Raw genomic sequence first — 14,358 nt, 5'->3', positions numbered from 1 at the left:
CGCTGCTAGGGCTTCAGCAACCCGGCCCGGCGCAGCGCGTCCGCCATCGCGTCATTGGCCGGCGGCGGCCCCTGCCGCTCCTTCCGCTGGCCCTGGCCGCCGCCCTGCCCCTGCCCCTGGCCTTGTCGCTGAGGGCGCTGGGGGCGCTGACCGCCCTGCTGCCGCTGCTGCGGAGGACGCCCGCCCCGCTTGGGCTGCTCGCCGTCTGCCGGGCTCGCCTCGTCGTCCAGGCGCAGCGTCAGCGAGATCCGCTTGCGCGGAATGTCGACGTCCATCACCTTCACCTTGACGATGTCGCCCGGCTTCACCACGTCCCGCGGGTCCTTGACGAACGTCTTGGACATCGCGGAGACATGCACGAGCCCGTCCTGGTGGACGCCGATGTCCACGAAGGCGCCGAACGCCGCCACGTTCGTGACGACGCCTTCCAGGACCATCCCGGACGCCAGGTCGGAGAGCTTCTCGACGCCGTCCTTGAAGGTCGCCGTCTTGAACGCGGGTCGCGGGTCGCGTCCGGGCTTCTCCAGCTCCTTGAGGATGTCGCTCACGGTGGGCAGACCGAAGGACTCGTCCACGAACTCGTCGGCCCGCAGCGAGCGCAGCGTCGCCGTGTCGCCGATGAGCGAGGCGACCTGGCCGCCCGTCTTCTTCGCCATCTTGCGGACCACGGGATACGCCTCGGGGTGCACGCTGGACGCGTCGAGCGGATCGTCGCCGCCCCGGATGCGCAGGAAGCCCGCGCACTGTTCGTACGCCTTGGGGCCGAGGCGTGCCACGTCCTTGAGGCCCTTGCGGGAGGAGAAGGGGCCGTTCGTGTCGCGGTGCGACACGATGTTCTCGGCGAGGCCCGCGCCGATGCCGGAGACCCGGGAGAGCAGCGGGGCGGACGCGGTGTTCACGTCGACGCCGACGCCGTTCACACAGTCCTCGACGACCGCGTCGAGCGAGCGCGACAGCTTCATCTCGGAGAGGTCGTGCTGGTACTGGCCGACGCCGATGGACTTCGGGTCGATCTTCACCAGCTCGGCGAGCGGGTCCTGGAGGCGGCGTGCGATGGACACGGCGCCGCGCAGCGACACGTCCATGTCGGGCAGCTCCTGCGAGGCGAAGGCCGACGCGGAGTACACCGAGGCGCCCGCTTCGGAGACCATCACCTTGGTGAGGTTCAACTCCGGGTGCTTCGTGATGAGTTCACCGGCGAGCTTGTCCGTCTCGCGGGACGCCGTGCCGTTCCCGATCGCGATCAGGTCGACCGCGTGCTCCTTGGCGAGCTTCGCGAGGGTGGCCAGGGACTGGTCCCACTTGTTCGCGGGGACATGCGGGTTGATGACGTCCGTCGCCACGACCTTGCCGGTCGCGTCGACCACGGCGACCTTCACACCCGAACGGAAACCGGGGTCGAGCCCCAGCGTCGCGCGCGTGCCCGCCGGTGCGGCGAGCAGCAGGTCGCGCAGGTTCGACGCGAAGACGCGCACGGCCTCGTCCTCCGCGGTCGTGCGCAGCCGAAGGCGAAGGTCGATCCCCAGGTGCACCAGGATGCGGGTGCGCCAGGACCAACGCACGGTGTCCTGAAGCCACTTGTCCCCGGGGCGGCCTCGGTCGACCACCCCGAAGCGGTGGGCGACCATCCCCTCGTACGAGGACGGTCCCTCCGTGGCCTCCTCCGGCTCCAGGACGAGGTCGAGGACGTCCTCCTTCTCGCCGCGCAGCATCGCGAGGACGCGGTGCGACGGCAGCTCCTTGAAGGGCTCGGCGAAGTCGAAGTAGTCGGCGAACTTGGCGCCCGCCTCCTCCTTGCCGTCGCGGACCTTCGCGGCGAGGCGGCCGCGCACCCACATGCGCTCGCGCAGCTCGCCGATCAGGTCGGCGTCCTCGGAGAACCGCTCGGCGAGGATCGCGCGGGCACCGTCCAGAGCGGCCTGCGGCTCGGCGACGCCCTTGTCGGCGTCCACGAAGGCCGCCGCCGCGGCGAGCGGCTCCACCGACGGGTCGCCGAGCAGGCCGTCGGCCAGCGGTTCGAGGCCTGCCTCGCGGGCGATCTGCGCCTTCGTGCGGCGCTTCGGCTTGAAGGGCAGGTAAATGTCCTCGAGCCGCGCCTTGGTGTCGGCGGCGCGGATCTGCGCCTCAAGATCGTCGGTGAGCTTGCCCTGCTCCCGCACCGATTCGAGGATCGCCGCGCGCCGCTCCTCGAGCTCCCGCAGATAACGCAGGCGCTCCTCGAGCGTGCGCAGTTGCGCGTCGTCGAGCATCTCGGTCGCTTCCTTGCGGTAGCGAGCGATGAAGGGCACCGTCGAGCCGCCGTCGAGCAGGTCGACGGCGGCCTTCACCTGCCGCTCCCGTACGCCGAGTTCTTCGGCGATCCTGCCTTCGATCGATGCTGGAGTGGACGTCTGCAGAGGTGCCACGTTTCCCGCCTTCTCACTGGGGTTGCCGGGCAATTGTGGCAGGTGGCACCGACAGCGGGGGGATCACACCCGGCGTGCCCGCCCCGACGGGCGCCCCGACGGGCGCTCCGTCTACGCCTTGCCGAGCAGGTCCGCGGGGAACGCCCCCGCCTGCAGCGCCGCGCCCGCGAACACCGTGCCGAGCTCGGTGAGGCGCTCGACGCCCGCCTCGCCCAGGTGTTCGTACGGCGCCCGGTCGAGGCGGTCCGTGGCCTCTTCGATCTCCTGGCGCAGCTCGACTCCGGCCTCCGTCAGCTCGGACTCCCCGTCGTGCAGTCCGCGGGCGTGGAGCCGCCGCACGGCCGCGTCCCATTCCTCCTGGTTCCAGCCGCGGGTGGCGAAGGTCCACTTCGGCGTCATGCCCTTGCCGGTCGCCGTGTGGCTCACCAGCGCCTCCAGACCGTCGAGTTCGGCGTTCTGGAGGACCGCGAGGTGCCCGTCGCCCCGGTGCTCGCGCAGCAGCGTCGCGGCGTGCCAGAGCGCGAGGTGCGGCTGCTCGGGGACGGGCAGGTCCGCGTGGGCGGAGTACAGCGGCCGTGCGGAACGGGAGCAGGCCTCGGTGGCGCGCAGCGCCAGCTCGGCTGCCTCCGCCATCTCCGGGGACGTGAGGGCTTCCTCGCCGAGGAGGCGGCGCAGGGTCGCGTCGACAGTGCGCGCGCGTGCCGCGAGGACGTCCTCGGGGGACGCGGTGCGCCAGATGTCCGGCACGTGCCGGGCGACGAGTTCGTGCTTGTAGTTGTAGAACGCCGCGGTGACCACTCCGGCGCCGACCGGTCCCATCGCCGCCGTGCGCACGGCGAAATTGACGGCCTTGGGGTGGGTGATCCCGATGCCTGCGAGCTCGCGTGCCGCATCGGGCGAGAAGTAGTGCGTCGAGTGCAGCGAATTGAGCACGTTGTGACATCGACGTCCCGCGCGGGGGTGCAGTGTGGGAGCCGGGGAGGAGGGCGTGAGTGAAGTCATGGATGCACGTTACCGACTGGTTGGTATGAGGTGAAGCCCGGGGCGTACGCGCGGCCGGGCCCTGCGGAGTCCCCTGCGGAGTCCCCTGCGGAGTCCCCTGCGGCGCCGCCTGCGCGGACGGCGCGGCAGTGAAGCCGCATGGCTGGAAGAGTGGGCTATTTGTCATTGCGGCCATCGCACGCGAGGCCAAGAATCAGGGGCATGGAGCAGAGAACCGTCCTGGTCGTCCTCTTCGACGGGGTGCAGAGCCTCGATGTCACGGGACCGGTGGAGGTCTTCGCGGGCGCGGCCGTCTGCCGCGGGGGCGACGTGCCGGCGTACCGCATCCGCACCGCGTCCCTGGACGGCGCTCCCGTACGTACCTCCAGCGGGCTCACGCTCGTACCGGACTCCTCCCTCGCCGACGCCCCCGCACCGCACACCCTGCTCGCCCCGGGCGGCCTCGGCGGCGGCCAGGCCGATCCCCGCCTGATCGACTGGCTGCGTACGAACGCCCCGCGCGCCCGGCGCCTGGTCTCGGTCTGCACCGGCGCCGTCCTGCTCGCCGAAGCGGGCCTCCTGGACGGCCGCCGGGTGACGACCCACTGGGCGTTCTGCGCCAAACTCGCCCGTGACCACCCCGCCGTCGAGGTCGACCCCGACCCGATCTTCGTCCGCGACGGCCACGTGGCGACGTCCGCGGGCGTGACCGCCGGCATCGACCTGGCCCTGGCTCTCGTCGAGGAGGACCTGGGCCGGGACGAGGCGCTGACGGTCGCACGGCATCTCGTCGTCTTCCTGCGGCGCCCGGGGAACCAGGCGCAGTTCAGTGCCCAGCTCTCCGCGCAGACCGCCCGGCGCGAACCCCTGCGCGAGGTCCAGCAGTGGATCACCGAACACCCGGACGAGGACCTCTGCGTCGAGTCGCTCGCCGCCCGCGCCCGGCTCTCTCCCCGGCACTTCGCCCGCGCGTTCCAGACGGAGACGGGGATGACGCCGGGCAAGTACGTCGAGCGCGTACGTGTCGAGCACGCGCGCCGCCTCCTGGAGGAGACCTCCGACGGGGTCGAGGAGGTCTCGCGCGCCTGTGGCTTCGGCACACCGGAGACGATGCGCAGGGCCTTCATCAAGATCCTCGGAGCGGCCCCCGCCGAGTACCGGCGACGCTTCCACGCCCCTGCCGGAGTCCTGGCCACAACCCCTGTCGGGGCTCTTGCCGGCGCTCCTGCCGGAGAACGGAGCCCGGCTGCGGCAGCAACGAGGAGACCATGGGCGCGGTCGGGGCCATGATGCGGTCGAGGCCATGACCCCCTGATCCTGGCGAGGGCGAGGGCGAGGGCGAGGGCGAGGGGCCGATCGCCGAGATCGCCTCCATCGCGCCCGGGGGACCGTGAGCCGCCTCAGCCAACAGCGGTGTCGTCGCCGGGAGTCCAGGTGAAACGCGGCTCACGGCGCTCCAGGAAGGCGCTGACCCCCTCGGCGGTGTCCCCACCCGCCTCCCCGCCCGCGCGCGCCTGTTCGCCCCAGTAGGCATCCCGGGCTGCCTGGTCAGGGCGGCCCCCGGCGAACTCCTTGGCGGCCGCCTGCGTCAGCTGCGAGCGCGCGGCGAGGACCTTGGTGAACTCCGCGACCCGCTTGTCGAGCTCGCCCGAGGGCAGCACCTCGTCCACAAGACCGGTGCGCAGCGCACGCCCCGCGTCGATCAACTCGCCTGAGAACAGCAGGTACTTGGCGGTGGCGGGTCCCACGAGCGACACCAGGCGCCGCGTGGACGACGACGGGTAGACGACCCCCAGCTTCGCCGGGGTGATACCGAACAGAGCGCCCTCGTCCGCGAACCGCAGATCGCAGGCCGCGGCCAGCTGGCTCCCGCCGCCCACGCAGTAGCCGCGCACCGCGGCGAGCGCCGGCTTCGGGAAGGCCGCGAGCGCCTCCTCGGCCCGTACCGCCAGCTCCTGCGCCTCGCCGGGCGACTCCCTCAGCGAGGAGATGTCGGCGCCCGCGCAGAAGGTCCCGCCCCCGCCGGTCAGCACGAGCGCCCGGACGGCCGGGTCGGCGGCGAGCCCGGCGAGCAGTGGCGGCATCCGACGCCACATGTCCGCCGTCATGGCGTTGCGCTTGGCCGGATGGTCGATGACGACGGTGGCGACGCCGTGGGTGACGGTCTGCCTCAGCTGCGGCTCCATGCGCCGGATGCTATCCGCACTCCTCGAACGTACGATCAAGAAGGGGTGGCCCTGAGAACGGTCGAGAACTGTGCGCAGCGGGGGCGGCAGGACGGAGACACTGATGGCCCGGACCAAGAGCGCCAAGACCACCACACCGGAGGCCCAGGGCGCCAAGCAGCTCAACCGCAGCCTCGGCCTGCTGGCCCTCCTCGGCGCGGTCCTGGCCGTCGCGGGGCTCGTGGGTCTGGTCTACACGGGTTTCGCCACCCTCACCTCGATGCTCCTCTTCGGCTGGCTGCTCCTGATCGGCGGCCTCGTCGGACTGCTGCACGCGGTGCAGTCGCGCGGCACGAACTTCTTCTGGCTCGGCGTGGTCGTCGCCGCGCTGAACCTCGCGGCCGGTGTAGTGATCATCCGCAGGCCGGATGTGGCGGCGGAGGCGCTGACGATGTTCGCGGCGCTGCTGTTCCTGACCGGCGGTGTCTTCCGCCTTGTCGGCAGTCTGGTGGTGCGCGGTCCGCAGTTCGGCTGGACGCTCGTGCAGGGCGCCTTCGGTCTTCTGCTCGGCATCCTGGTGCTCGCCAACTGGCCGAGCAGCAGCCAGTACGTGATCGGCTGCTTCTTCTCGCTCGCGCTGCTCTTCGACGGCCTCGGCCTGCTCGCCACGGGGCTCGGCGGGCGCCGGATCGTGAGCATGGTCGCCGAGGCACCGGATTCCGGACGGAACCCGGAACACGTACAACCCGTACAACCCGAAGAAAGCTTGAAAGCGAAACCGGGAGAACAGGAACAGCCACACAACTGACTCAGTTGGCCGTCAGTGATCAAATACCGTCGATAGTCGCTGACTTCTGGTCAGTTATCCGGCCCCGGCCTGTGCATTCCCAACACTCGATGCGTGGTGACAATCGAGCGCAAGGGCGGCGACCGGACGATGGACGACGACGGGAGGGGGCCCGGCCCACTCCCTCCGGAGACCGGAAAGGTGCCGTACGAAGGCGTGTGGCGGTTCACGGCCGCCGCCGTCGACGCCTCCGTGCCCCAGGCGCGGCACGCGGTACGTGACCTGCTCGCCCGGCAGGGTGTGCCCGCGTCGGACGACCTCGTGCAGGGACTGCTCCTGATCGTCTCCGAACTGGTCACCAACGCGGTGCGGCACGCGGCCGTGCTCTCGCCGATGCTCGCGGTGGAGGTGGCGGTGGGCGCCGAGTGGGTGCGGGTCTCCGTGGAGGACGACCACCCCTACCGCCCGACCGCCCTGGTGGCCGACCACGGCCAGACCGGTGGCCGCGGTCTCCTCCTCGTCCGCGAGATCACGCAGGAGGCGGGCGGAACCTGCGACGTCGATCACACCGCGAGCGGGGGCAAGGTCATCTGGGCCGCCCTGCCCCTGAAACCCAACGGCTCCGCGCCGAACGCGAGTTGACTCACCACCCGACGGAAGGCCCCGTCAGCTCCCGGATCGCGGGCCGCGCCGCGTCGAGGACGGTCATGAACCACGCGGAGAACGGCCCCTGCGCATGCCGCAGCGCCAACTCGTCGGCCGTCACGAACGCGGTCTCGCCGACCTCGGACGGGTCGGGCCGCAGCGGCGACTGGACCATGCCCACGAAGAGATGGTTGAACTCCTGCTCCACCAGACCGGAGTCGGGGTCCGGGTGGTTGTAGCGCACGGTGCCCGCCTCCGCGAGCAGCGAGGGCGAGACACCCAACTCCTCGTACGTCCGGCGGGCGGCGGCCGCGAACGGCGCCTCGCCGGGGTACGGGTGGCCGCAGCAGGTGTTCGACCAGACGCCGGGGGAGTGGTACTTGCCCAGGGCGCGCTGCTGCAGCAAGAGCCGCCCCTGTTCGTCGAAGAGGAAAACAGAGAACGCCCGGTGCAATTGCCCGGGCGCCTGATGCGCGGAGAGTTTCTCCGCTGTGCCGATCGTCCTGCCGTCCTCGTCCACGAGTTCCAGCAAGATCGCTTCTCCGGTGCCGTTCGACGAGTTGTTCGCCGCGGTGGCAGGTGTGGTCGGCATACGCATCCTTCGCTTCGGTCTTCGAACCTCAAGTCTGCCGTACGCGACCGGCCCTCCCGGCAAGGAACCACCGGAGACCACCCTCAAGGGGTCAGTGGCAGAGCTTCGCCTCGTGCTCCGCGTGGCCGACCGGTTCCAGCTGGAAGGTGCAGTGCTCGACGTCGAAGTGGTCGCCCAGGCACCCCTGCAACTCGTGCAGCATCTTCTCGTTGCCGATCGCGTTCAACGTCTCGGAGCTGACGACCACGTGTGCGGAAAGGACCGGCATCCCCGAAGTGATGGTCCAGGCGTGCAGGTCGTGGACGTCCTCGACGCCCGGCAGATCCAGTATGTGCGAGCGGACCTCGGCCATGTCGACGCCCTTGGGCGCGGCCTCAAGGAGCACGTTCAGGGTCTCCCGCAGCAGCTTCACCGTACGCGGGACGATCATGAGGCCGATGACGAGCGAGGCGATCGGGTCCGCCGCCTGCCAGCCGGTCGTCAGGATCAGGACCGCGGCGACGATCACCGCCAAGGAACCGAGCGCGTCGGCCATGACCTCCAGGAAGGCGCCGCGCACGTTCAGGCTGTCCTTCTGGCCGCGCATCAGGAGCGAGAGCGAGATCATGTTCGCCACCAGGCCGACGACGCCGAAGACGATGGTCAGTCCGCCCTCGGTCTCGGCGGGCGTGATGAACCGCTGGACCGCCTCGTACAGGACGTAGCCGCCGACGCCGAGCAGCAGCAGACAGTTGGCGAGCGCGGCGAGGATCTCGGCGCGGGCGTAGCCGAAGGTGCGGTTCTCAGTCGCCGGGCGGTTCGCGAACTGGATCGCGAGCAGCGCCATGCCGAGGCCGAGCGCGTCCGTCGCCATGTGCGTCGCGTCCGCGATGAGCGCGAGCGAATCCGCCATGACGCCGCCGACGATCTCGACCACCATGACGGTGATCGTGATCGAGAGCGCGATGCGAAGCCGCCCTCGGTACGCCGCTGTAGCGGTCCCCCCGTGCGTGTGTCCGTGGTCGTGCCCAGCCCCCATGGCGGCCGCCTCCGTGTGCTCGGTGTCGGTCTGCTGTTCCCCGGTCGCGCGTCTGTCGCGATCACAGTGAACTACGGGTGGGGGGTACCCGGCAACACGGCACTGAACACCGTTGTCATATGCTCTGACCTGCGGAAATGACCGCAGGTCAGAGCGCTGACACGGCTAGCCCCGGCGCGCCTGCGGGTGGTGGAGGCACCAGCCCGCCCACGCGGATTCGACCATCTCGCGTACACCGCGCCGCGCCGTGAAGCCCAGTTCCTCGGCGGCCAGGCTCGCGTCGGCGACGGCGCGCGGCGCGTCGCCCTCGCGGCCCGGCTCGACGAGCGCCGGGCGCCTGTCGCCGGAGATCTCACCGATGAGAGTGACGAGTTCGCGTACGGAAACACCCTCGCCTCTGCCGATGTTCACCGTCAGGTCTCCCTCGGGGTGCGCCTCGACGCGGCGGGCCGCCGCGAGGTGGGCGTCGGCGAGGTCCGCGACGTGGATGTAGTCGCGCACGCACGTGCCGTCCGGCGTCGGATGGCCGTCGCCGAAGATCCGCGGCGCCTCGTCCCGGGTGAGCCGGTCGAAGACCATCGGGATCACGTTGTAGACCCCGGTGTCCGCGAGCTCGGGGATCGCGGCGCCCGCCACGTTGAAGTAGCGCAAGCACACGGTCGCCATGCCGTGCGCCCGCCCGGCGGCCCGTACCAGCCACTCCCCGGCGAGCTTCGTCTCGCCGTAGGGGTTGATCGGGACGCAGGGGGTGGACTCCGACACCAGGTCCACGTCGGGCGGGTTGCCGTACACCGCGGCCGACGAGGAGAAGACGAACCGCTTGATCCCGGCCTCGGCCACCGCTTCGAGGAGCGTCACCAGGCCGCCCAGGTTCTCCCGGTAGTAGCGCAGCGGCTGCTCCACGGACTCGCCGACCTGCTTGCGGGCCGCGAGATGCACCACACCCGTCACACCGTGCTCGGCGAAGACCCGCCGCAGCAGCTCACCGTCGAGCGAAGAGCCCCTAATGAGAGGGATGTCCGCGGGCAGCCGCTCGGGCACCCCCGCCGAGACGTCGTCGAGAACGATGACCCGCTCCCCGGCTCCCGCCATCGCCCGCGCCACATGCGCCCCGATATATCCCGCTCCACCTGTGATCATCCATGTCATGGGCGTCGACTTTATGTCGTTTGTGCCGGTCGCATGAAGCGCGGTTTGTGGGTGCCGCCTCCGATCGACCATGATGATCGAGTTGGTGGCGGCCCTCGCAGGCCGCGCTTATCGGGCCGTGAACGGGCGGTGAACGCCCGCTTCCCATCATCCGATAGCCTCTGCCGACGTGCCGCCCGGCCGCTGCAGGCCAGGGGCGCCCCCCATCACGCACGTGCCCGGCGCGAGCCGCGCCGGGAATCAAGGAGTGAGTTCGTCTGTCGACCGCCATCCTGACCGGTCAGCCGGTCCCCGGGTCGCCGCTCGAAGGCGATCTGCGGTCCCTGGGGTTTGACGTCCGGGTCGCATCCGACGCGGCGGACACCGAGACGCTGCTCGGCGCCGTCCCGGCCGCGGAGCGGGTCGCGGTCGTGGACGCGCGCTTCGTCGGCCACGTCCACGCGCTCCGCCTGGGCCTGACCGACCCGCGCTTCGCCGCGTCCGCCGTCCCCGGCGCCGTCTGTGCGCGGCCCGAGGCGCGGGCCGACCTCCACCACGCGCTGCGCGCCACCACCGGCTCCGGCAACGGCGGCGGCTCCGCCCGCACGGTCGAGGCGATCGCCGACCACGTCGCCGAGGCGATCGAGGCCTCAGGCCGCGCACTTAACCGCCCCGACCTCGGCACCCTCGTCGCCACCGTGCCCAGCGACCCGCAGGCCCGCAATGAGGCACGCCAGGCAGTCGCCGCCGTGGACGACGAAGCCGTACGCCTGCGCACCGCCGTCAAGTCGCGGGACGGCTTCTTCACGACGTACTGCATCTCCCCTTACTCCCGCTACATCGCCCGCTGGTGCGCGCGCCGCGGCCTCACCCCGAACCAGGTCACCACCGCCTCGCTGCTCGTCGCCCTGATCGCGGCGGGCTCCGCGGCCACCGGCACCCGCGCCGGTTTCGTCGCGGCGGGCCTCCTTCTGCTCTTCTCCTTCGTCCTGGACTGCACGGACGGGCAGCTCGCCCGCTACTCCCTGCAGTACTCGACCCTCGGCGCCTGGCTCGACGCGACCTTCGACCGCGCCAAGGAGTACGCCTACTACGCGGGCCTCGCCCTCGGCGCGGCCAACGCCACGGGCGACGACGTATGGGCCCTGGCGCTCGGCGCGATGGTCCTGCAGACCTGCCGGCACGTCGTGGACTTCTCCTTCAACGAGGCGAACCACGACGCCACCGCCAACACCAGCCCCACCGCGGCCCTCTCCGACAAGCTCGACAGCGTCGGCTGGACCGTCTGGCTGCGCCGGATGATCGTCCTCCCGATCGGTGAGCGCTGGGCGCTGATCGCCGTGCTCACCGCGGTCACCACGCCCCGCATCACCCTGATCGTGCTGCTCATCGGCTGCGGTCTCGCCGCCTGCTACACCACGGCGGGGCGCGTCCTGCGCTCGCTGACCCGCAGGGCGACCCGCACCGACCGCGCCGCACAGGCACTCGCGGACCTCTCCGACAGCGGGCCGCTCGCGTCCGCCTTCGCGGCGCTCGGGCGCGGCCGTCTACCCCTGCCCGCCCCGGTCATCGCCTTCGTCGGCGGCGCCGTGGTCGTCTGCGTGGCGGGTCTCACCTCGTACGGCAGCCCCTGGGTGGTCGTCGCCGCGGTCGTCCACGTCGTCACTTCGGGTCTGGCTGTCGCCCGCCCCCTCAAGGGCACCCTCGACTGGCTGGTCCCGCCGTTCTTCCGCGCGGCCGAGTACGGCACGATCCTGCTGCTCGCCGCCAAGGCGGATGTGAACGGTGCCTTGCCCGCGGCTTTCGGACTGGTGTCCGCCGTCGCCTACCATCACTACGACACGGTGTACCGCATCCGCGGCGACGCCGGCGCGCCTCCGCACTGGCTGGTGCGGGCGATCGTCGGACACGAAGGCAGGACCCTCGTGGTCGCTGTCGCCGCCGCTCTGCTCACCGGCACAGATTTCACCGTCGCGCTCACGGCACTCGCCGTGGCCGTGGCACTCGTGGTGCTCGTCGAGAGCATCCGCTACTGGGTGACCGCTCACAAACGTGGAGCACCCGCCGTACACGATGAAGGAGAACCCGCATGATCGGCCTTGTGCTGGCGGCCGGCGCCGGACGGCGTCTTCGCCCCTACACCGACACGCTTCCCAAGGCCCTGGTGCCGGTCGACGGTGACACCACCATCCTCGATCTGACCCTCGGCAACTTCGCGGAGATCGGTCTCACCGAGGTAGCGATCATCGTCGGCTACCGCAAGGAAGCCGTCTACGACCGCAAGGCGGCGCTCGAGGCGAAGTACGGCCTCAAGCTCACGCTGATCGACAACGACAAGGCCGAGGAGTGGAACAACGCGTACTCCCTCTGGTGCGGTCGTGACGCGATCAAGCACACCGTGATCCTCGCCAACGGCGACACCGTGCACCCGGTCTCCGTCGAGAAGACGCTGCTCGCCGCCCGCGGCGAGGGCAAGAAGATCATCCTCGCCCTCGACACGGTGAAGAACCTCGCCGACGAGGAGATGAAGGTCATCGTGGACCCCGAGAAGGGCGTCCAGAAGATCACCAAGCTGATGGACCCCGCGTCCGCCACCGGTGAGTACATCGGTGTCACGCTCATCGAGGGCGACGCCGCCGAGCAGCTGGCCGACGCCCTGAAGACCACCTTCGAGCGCGACCCCGACCTCTACTACGAGGACGGCTACCAGGAGCTCGTCAACCGCGGCTTCAAGATCGACGTGGAGCCGATCGGCGACGTCAAGTGGGTCGAGATCGACAACCACGACGACCTCGCCAAGGGCCGGGAGATCGCGTGCCAGTACTGACGAGGCTCATCCCCTCGCCGGTCGTCGTCGACATCCGGGCAGGGGCGCTCAACGACCTGGCCGGTGTCCTCGCGGACCAGCGGATCTGCTCGTCAACCGGCAAGCTCGCCATCGCCATCAGCGGCGGCTCCGGCGCGGTCCTGCGTCGGCGGCTCGAAGCGTCGCTGCCCACCGCCGAGTGGTTCGAGGTGGGTGGCGGCACGCTCGACGACGCCATCAAGCTCGCCGACGCCATCAAGAAGGGCCGCTACGACGCCGTCGTCGGCCTCGGCGGCGGCAAGATCATCGACTGCGCCAAGTTCGCCGCCGCGCGGGTCGGCGCGCCGCTGGTCGCCGTCGCGACGAACCTGTCGCACGACGGCCTCTGCTCGCCGGTCGCCACGCTCGACAACGACGCGGGCCGCGGCTCGTACGGAGTCCCGAACCCCATCGCGGTCGTCATCGACCTCGATGTGATCCGCGAGGCTCCCGTACGTTTCGTGCGCTCCGGCATCGGCGACGCCCTGTCCAACATCTCCGCGATCGCGGACTGGGAGCTCGCCGCACGTGAGCGCGGCGAGGACATCGACGGCCTCGCGGCCGCGATGGCGCGCCAGGCGGGCGAGGCCGTCCTGCGTCACCCCGGTGGCGTCGGCGACGACGCCTTCCTGCAGGTCCTCGCCGAGGGGCTGGTCCTCACCGGCATCGCGATGTCCGTGTCGGGCGACTCCCGCCCGGCGTCCGGCGCCTGCCACGAGATCAACCACGCCTTCGACCTCCTCTTCCCCAAGCGCGCGGCGAGCCACGGCGAGCAGTGCGGCCTGGGTGCGGCCTTCGCGATGTTCCTGCGCGGGGCGAAGGAGGAGTCCGCGTACATGGTGGAGGTGCTGCGCAGGCACGGCCTCCCCGTGACGCCTCAGGAGATCGGCTTCACCGTGGACGAGTTCGTCCAGGTCGTGGAGTACGCCCCGCAGACGCGCCCCGGGCGCTACACGATCCTCGAGCACCTCAATCTGAATTCCGACCAGATCAAGGACGCATACGCCGACTATGCCAAGGCCATCGGTAGCTGAACTCCGCCCCGTCGTTCACCCCGCAGGGGTGAAGGACCGGCGCAGCGGTGAGCACTGGGCGGGACGCCTGTACATGCGAGAGATCTCGCTGCGCTGCGACCGCTACCTGGTGAACACCAGGATCACGCCCAACCAGCTCACGTATCTGATGACCGTGGCCGGCGCCCTCGCCGCCCCGGCCCTCCTGGTACCGGGGATCACGGGCGCCGTGCTCGGCGTGCTCATGGTCCAGCTGTATCTCCTGCTCGACTGCGTCGACGGCGAGATCGCCCGCTGGCGCAAGCAGTACTCGATGGCCGGGGTCTACCTCGACCGGGTCGCCGCCTACCTGTGCGACGCCGCGGTCCTGGTCGGCTTCGGGCTTCGCGCCGCCGACCTCTGGGGCTCGGGCCGGATCGACTGGCTGTGGGCCTTCCTCGGCACGCTCGCCGCGCTCGGCGCCATCCTGATCAAGGCGGAGACCGACCTCGTCGGTGTCGCCCGGCACCAGCAGGGCCTCGCGCCGGTCAAGGAGTCGGCCTCCGAGCCGCGCTCGTCCGGCATGGCCCTGGCCCGCAAGGCGGCGGGTGCCCTGAAGTTCCACCGGCTCGTGCTCGGCATCGAGGCGTCCCTGCTCATCCTGGTCCTCGCGATCGTGGACTCGGTCCGCGGCGATCTGCTCTTCTCGCGGATCGGTGTCGCCGTCCTCGCGGGCATCGCGCTGCTGCAGACGCTCCTGCACCTCGTGTCCATCCTCGCCTCCAGCAGGCTCAAGTGAG

General features: G+C 70.8%; 14 protein-coding genes. 7 read left to right on the top strand and 7 right to left on the bottom strand.

What is annotated here, in order from left to right:
• Positions 1-5 precede the first annotated feature (5 nt).
• Entirely contained in the window at positions 6-2,405 is a 2,400-nt protein-coding gene (locus ACFVXC_RS01735; RefSeq protein ID WP_389900476.1) for a Tex family protein, read from the bottom strand.
• A 111-nt stretch (positions 2,406-2,516) separates the two neighbouring features.
• The gene (locus ACFVXC_RS01730; protein WP_389900474.1) at positions 2,517-3,407 is read right to left on the bottom strand and encodes a hypothetical protein; all 891 of its coding nucleotides are present in this window, start codon (positions 3,405-3,407) and stop codon (positions 2,517-2,519) included.
• Positions 3,408-3,608: 201 nt separating this feature from the next.
• Between ACFVXC_RS01730 and ACFVXC_RS01725 the strand changes: the two genes are divergently transcribed.
• A complete protein-coding gene (locus ACFVXC_RS01725; RefSeq protein ID WP_389900472.1) occupies positions 3,609-4,676 on the top strand; it encodes a GlxA family transcriptional regulator in 1,068 nt (355 codons plus the stop codon).
• Positions 4,677-4,786: 110 nt separating this feature from the next.
• On the opposite strand, the gene ACFVXC_RS01720 is transcribed toward ACFVXC_RS01725, so the two are convergent.
• A complete protein-coding gene (locus tag ACFVXC_RS01720) occupies positions 4,787-5,572 on the bottom strand; it encodes an enoyl-CoA hydratase/isomerase family protein (RefSeq protein ID WP_389900470.1) in 786 nt (261 codons plus the stop codon).
• Positions 5,573-5,675: 103 nt separating this feature from the next.
• Between ACFVXC_RS01720 and ACFVXC_RS01715 the strand changes: the two genes are divergently transcribed.
• On the top strand, positions 5,676-6,359 hold the full coding sequence (locus ACFVXC_RS01715) for an HdeD family acid-resistance protein (protein ID WP_389900468.1): 684 nt from the start codon (positions 5,676-5,678) through the stop codon (positions 6,357-6,359).
• A gap of 129 nt (positions 6,360-6,488) precedes the next feature.
• Complete coding sequence (locus ACFVXC_RS01710) at positions 6,489-6,980, top strand: ATP-binding protein (protein ID WP_389901524.1); 492 nt, start codon at positions 6,489-6,491, stop codon at positions 6,978-6,980.
• A gap of 1 nt (position 6,981) precedes the next feature.
• Here ACFVXC_RS01710 and idi read toward each other — a convergent pair whose 3' ends face one another.
• The 4 genes from idi to ACFVXC_RS01690 all read right to left on the bottom strand — a co-directional run bounded on the left by idi (position 6,982) and on the right by ACFVXC_RS01690 (position 10,176).
• Positions 6,982-7,575, bottom strand: coding sequence for an isopentenyl-diphosphate Delta-isomerase (gene idi, locus ACFVXC_RS01705; protein ID WP_389900467.1), 594 nt, complete (start codon positions 7,573-7,575; stop codon positions 6,982-6,984).
• A gap of 91 nt (positions 7,576-7,666) precedes the next feature.
• Positions 7,667-8,593, bottom strand: a complete 927-nt coding sequence (locus tag ACFVXC_RS01700; protein ID WP_389900465.1) for a cation diffusion facilitator family transporter — start codon at positions 8,591-8,593, stop codon at positions 7,667-7,669.
• A 165-nt stretch (positions 8,594-8,758) separates the two neighbouring features.
• Positions 8,759-9,742, bottom strand: coding sequence for a UDP-glucose 4-epimerase GalE (galE, locus tag ACFVXC_RS01695; protein WP_389900463.1), 984 nt, complete (start codon positions 9,740-9,742; stop codon positions 8,759-8,761).
• 206 nt (positions 9,743-9,948) lie between these two features.
• Positions 9,949-10,176, bottom strand: a complete 228-nt coding sequence (locus tag ACFVXC_RS01690; protein WP_389900461.1) for a hypothetical protein — start codon at positions 10,174-10,176, stop codon at positions 9,949-9,951.
• Between ACFVXC_RS01690 and ACFVXC_RS01685 the strand changes: the two genes are divergently transcribed.
• Genes ACFVXC_RS01685 through ACFVXC_RS01670 form a run of 4 tightly spaced genes read left to right on the top strand, consistent with a single transcriptional unit; the run spans position 10,066 to position 14,357 of the window.
• Positions 10,066-11,814 carry a DUF5941 domain-containing protein gene (locus ACFVXC_RS01685; RefSeq protein ID WP_389901522.1) on the top strand — a complete coding sequence of 583 codons (1,749 nt, stop codon included), beginning with the start codon at positions 10,066-10,068 and terminating at the stop codon, positions 11,812-11,814. The genes ACFVXC_RS01690 and ACFVXC_RS01685 overlap by 111 nt on opposite strands.
• Positions 11,811-12,548 (top strand): sugar phosphate nucleotidyltransferase, encoded by a 738-nt coding sequence (locus ACFVXC_RS01680; protein WP_389900459.1) that lies wholly within the window; start codon positions 11,811-11,813, stop codon positions 12,546-12,548. Before ACFVXC_RS01685 ends, ACFVXC_RS01680 begins: the two co-directional genes overlap by 4 nt.
• Positions 12,536-13,600, top strand: coding sequence for an iron-containing alcohol dehydrogenase family protein (locus ACFVXC_RS01675; protein ID WP_389900457.1), 1,065 nt, complete (start codon positions 12,536-12,538; stop codon positions 13,598-13,600). Before ACFVXC_RS01680 ends, ACFVXC_RS01675 begins: the two co-directional genes overlap by 13 nt.
• Positions 13,578-14,357, top strand: coding sequence for a CDP-alcohol phosphatidyltransferase family protein (locus ACFVXC_RS01670; protein WP_383264288.1), 780 nt, complete (start codon positions 13,578-13,580; stop codon positions 14,355-14,357). The genes ACFVXC_RS01675 and ACFVXC_RS01670 overlap by 23 nt, the downstream gene beginning before the upstream one ends.
• Position 14,358: the final 1 nt, after the last annotated feature.

It is taken from the genome of Streptomyces sp. NPDC058257 (genome assembly GCF_042881845.1).
Classification (GTDB): Bacteria; Actinomycetota; Actinomycetes; order Streptomycetales; family Streptomycetaceae; genus Streptomyces.
The sequence above is the reverse complement of the archived record's forward strand: the minus strand, read 5'-3'. Positions and strand labels throughout refer to the sequence as shown.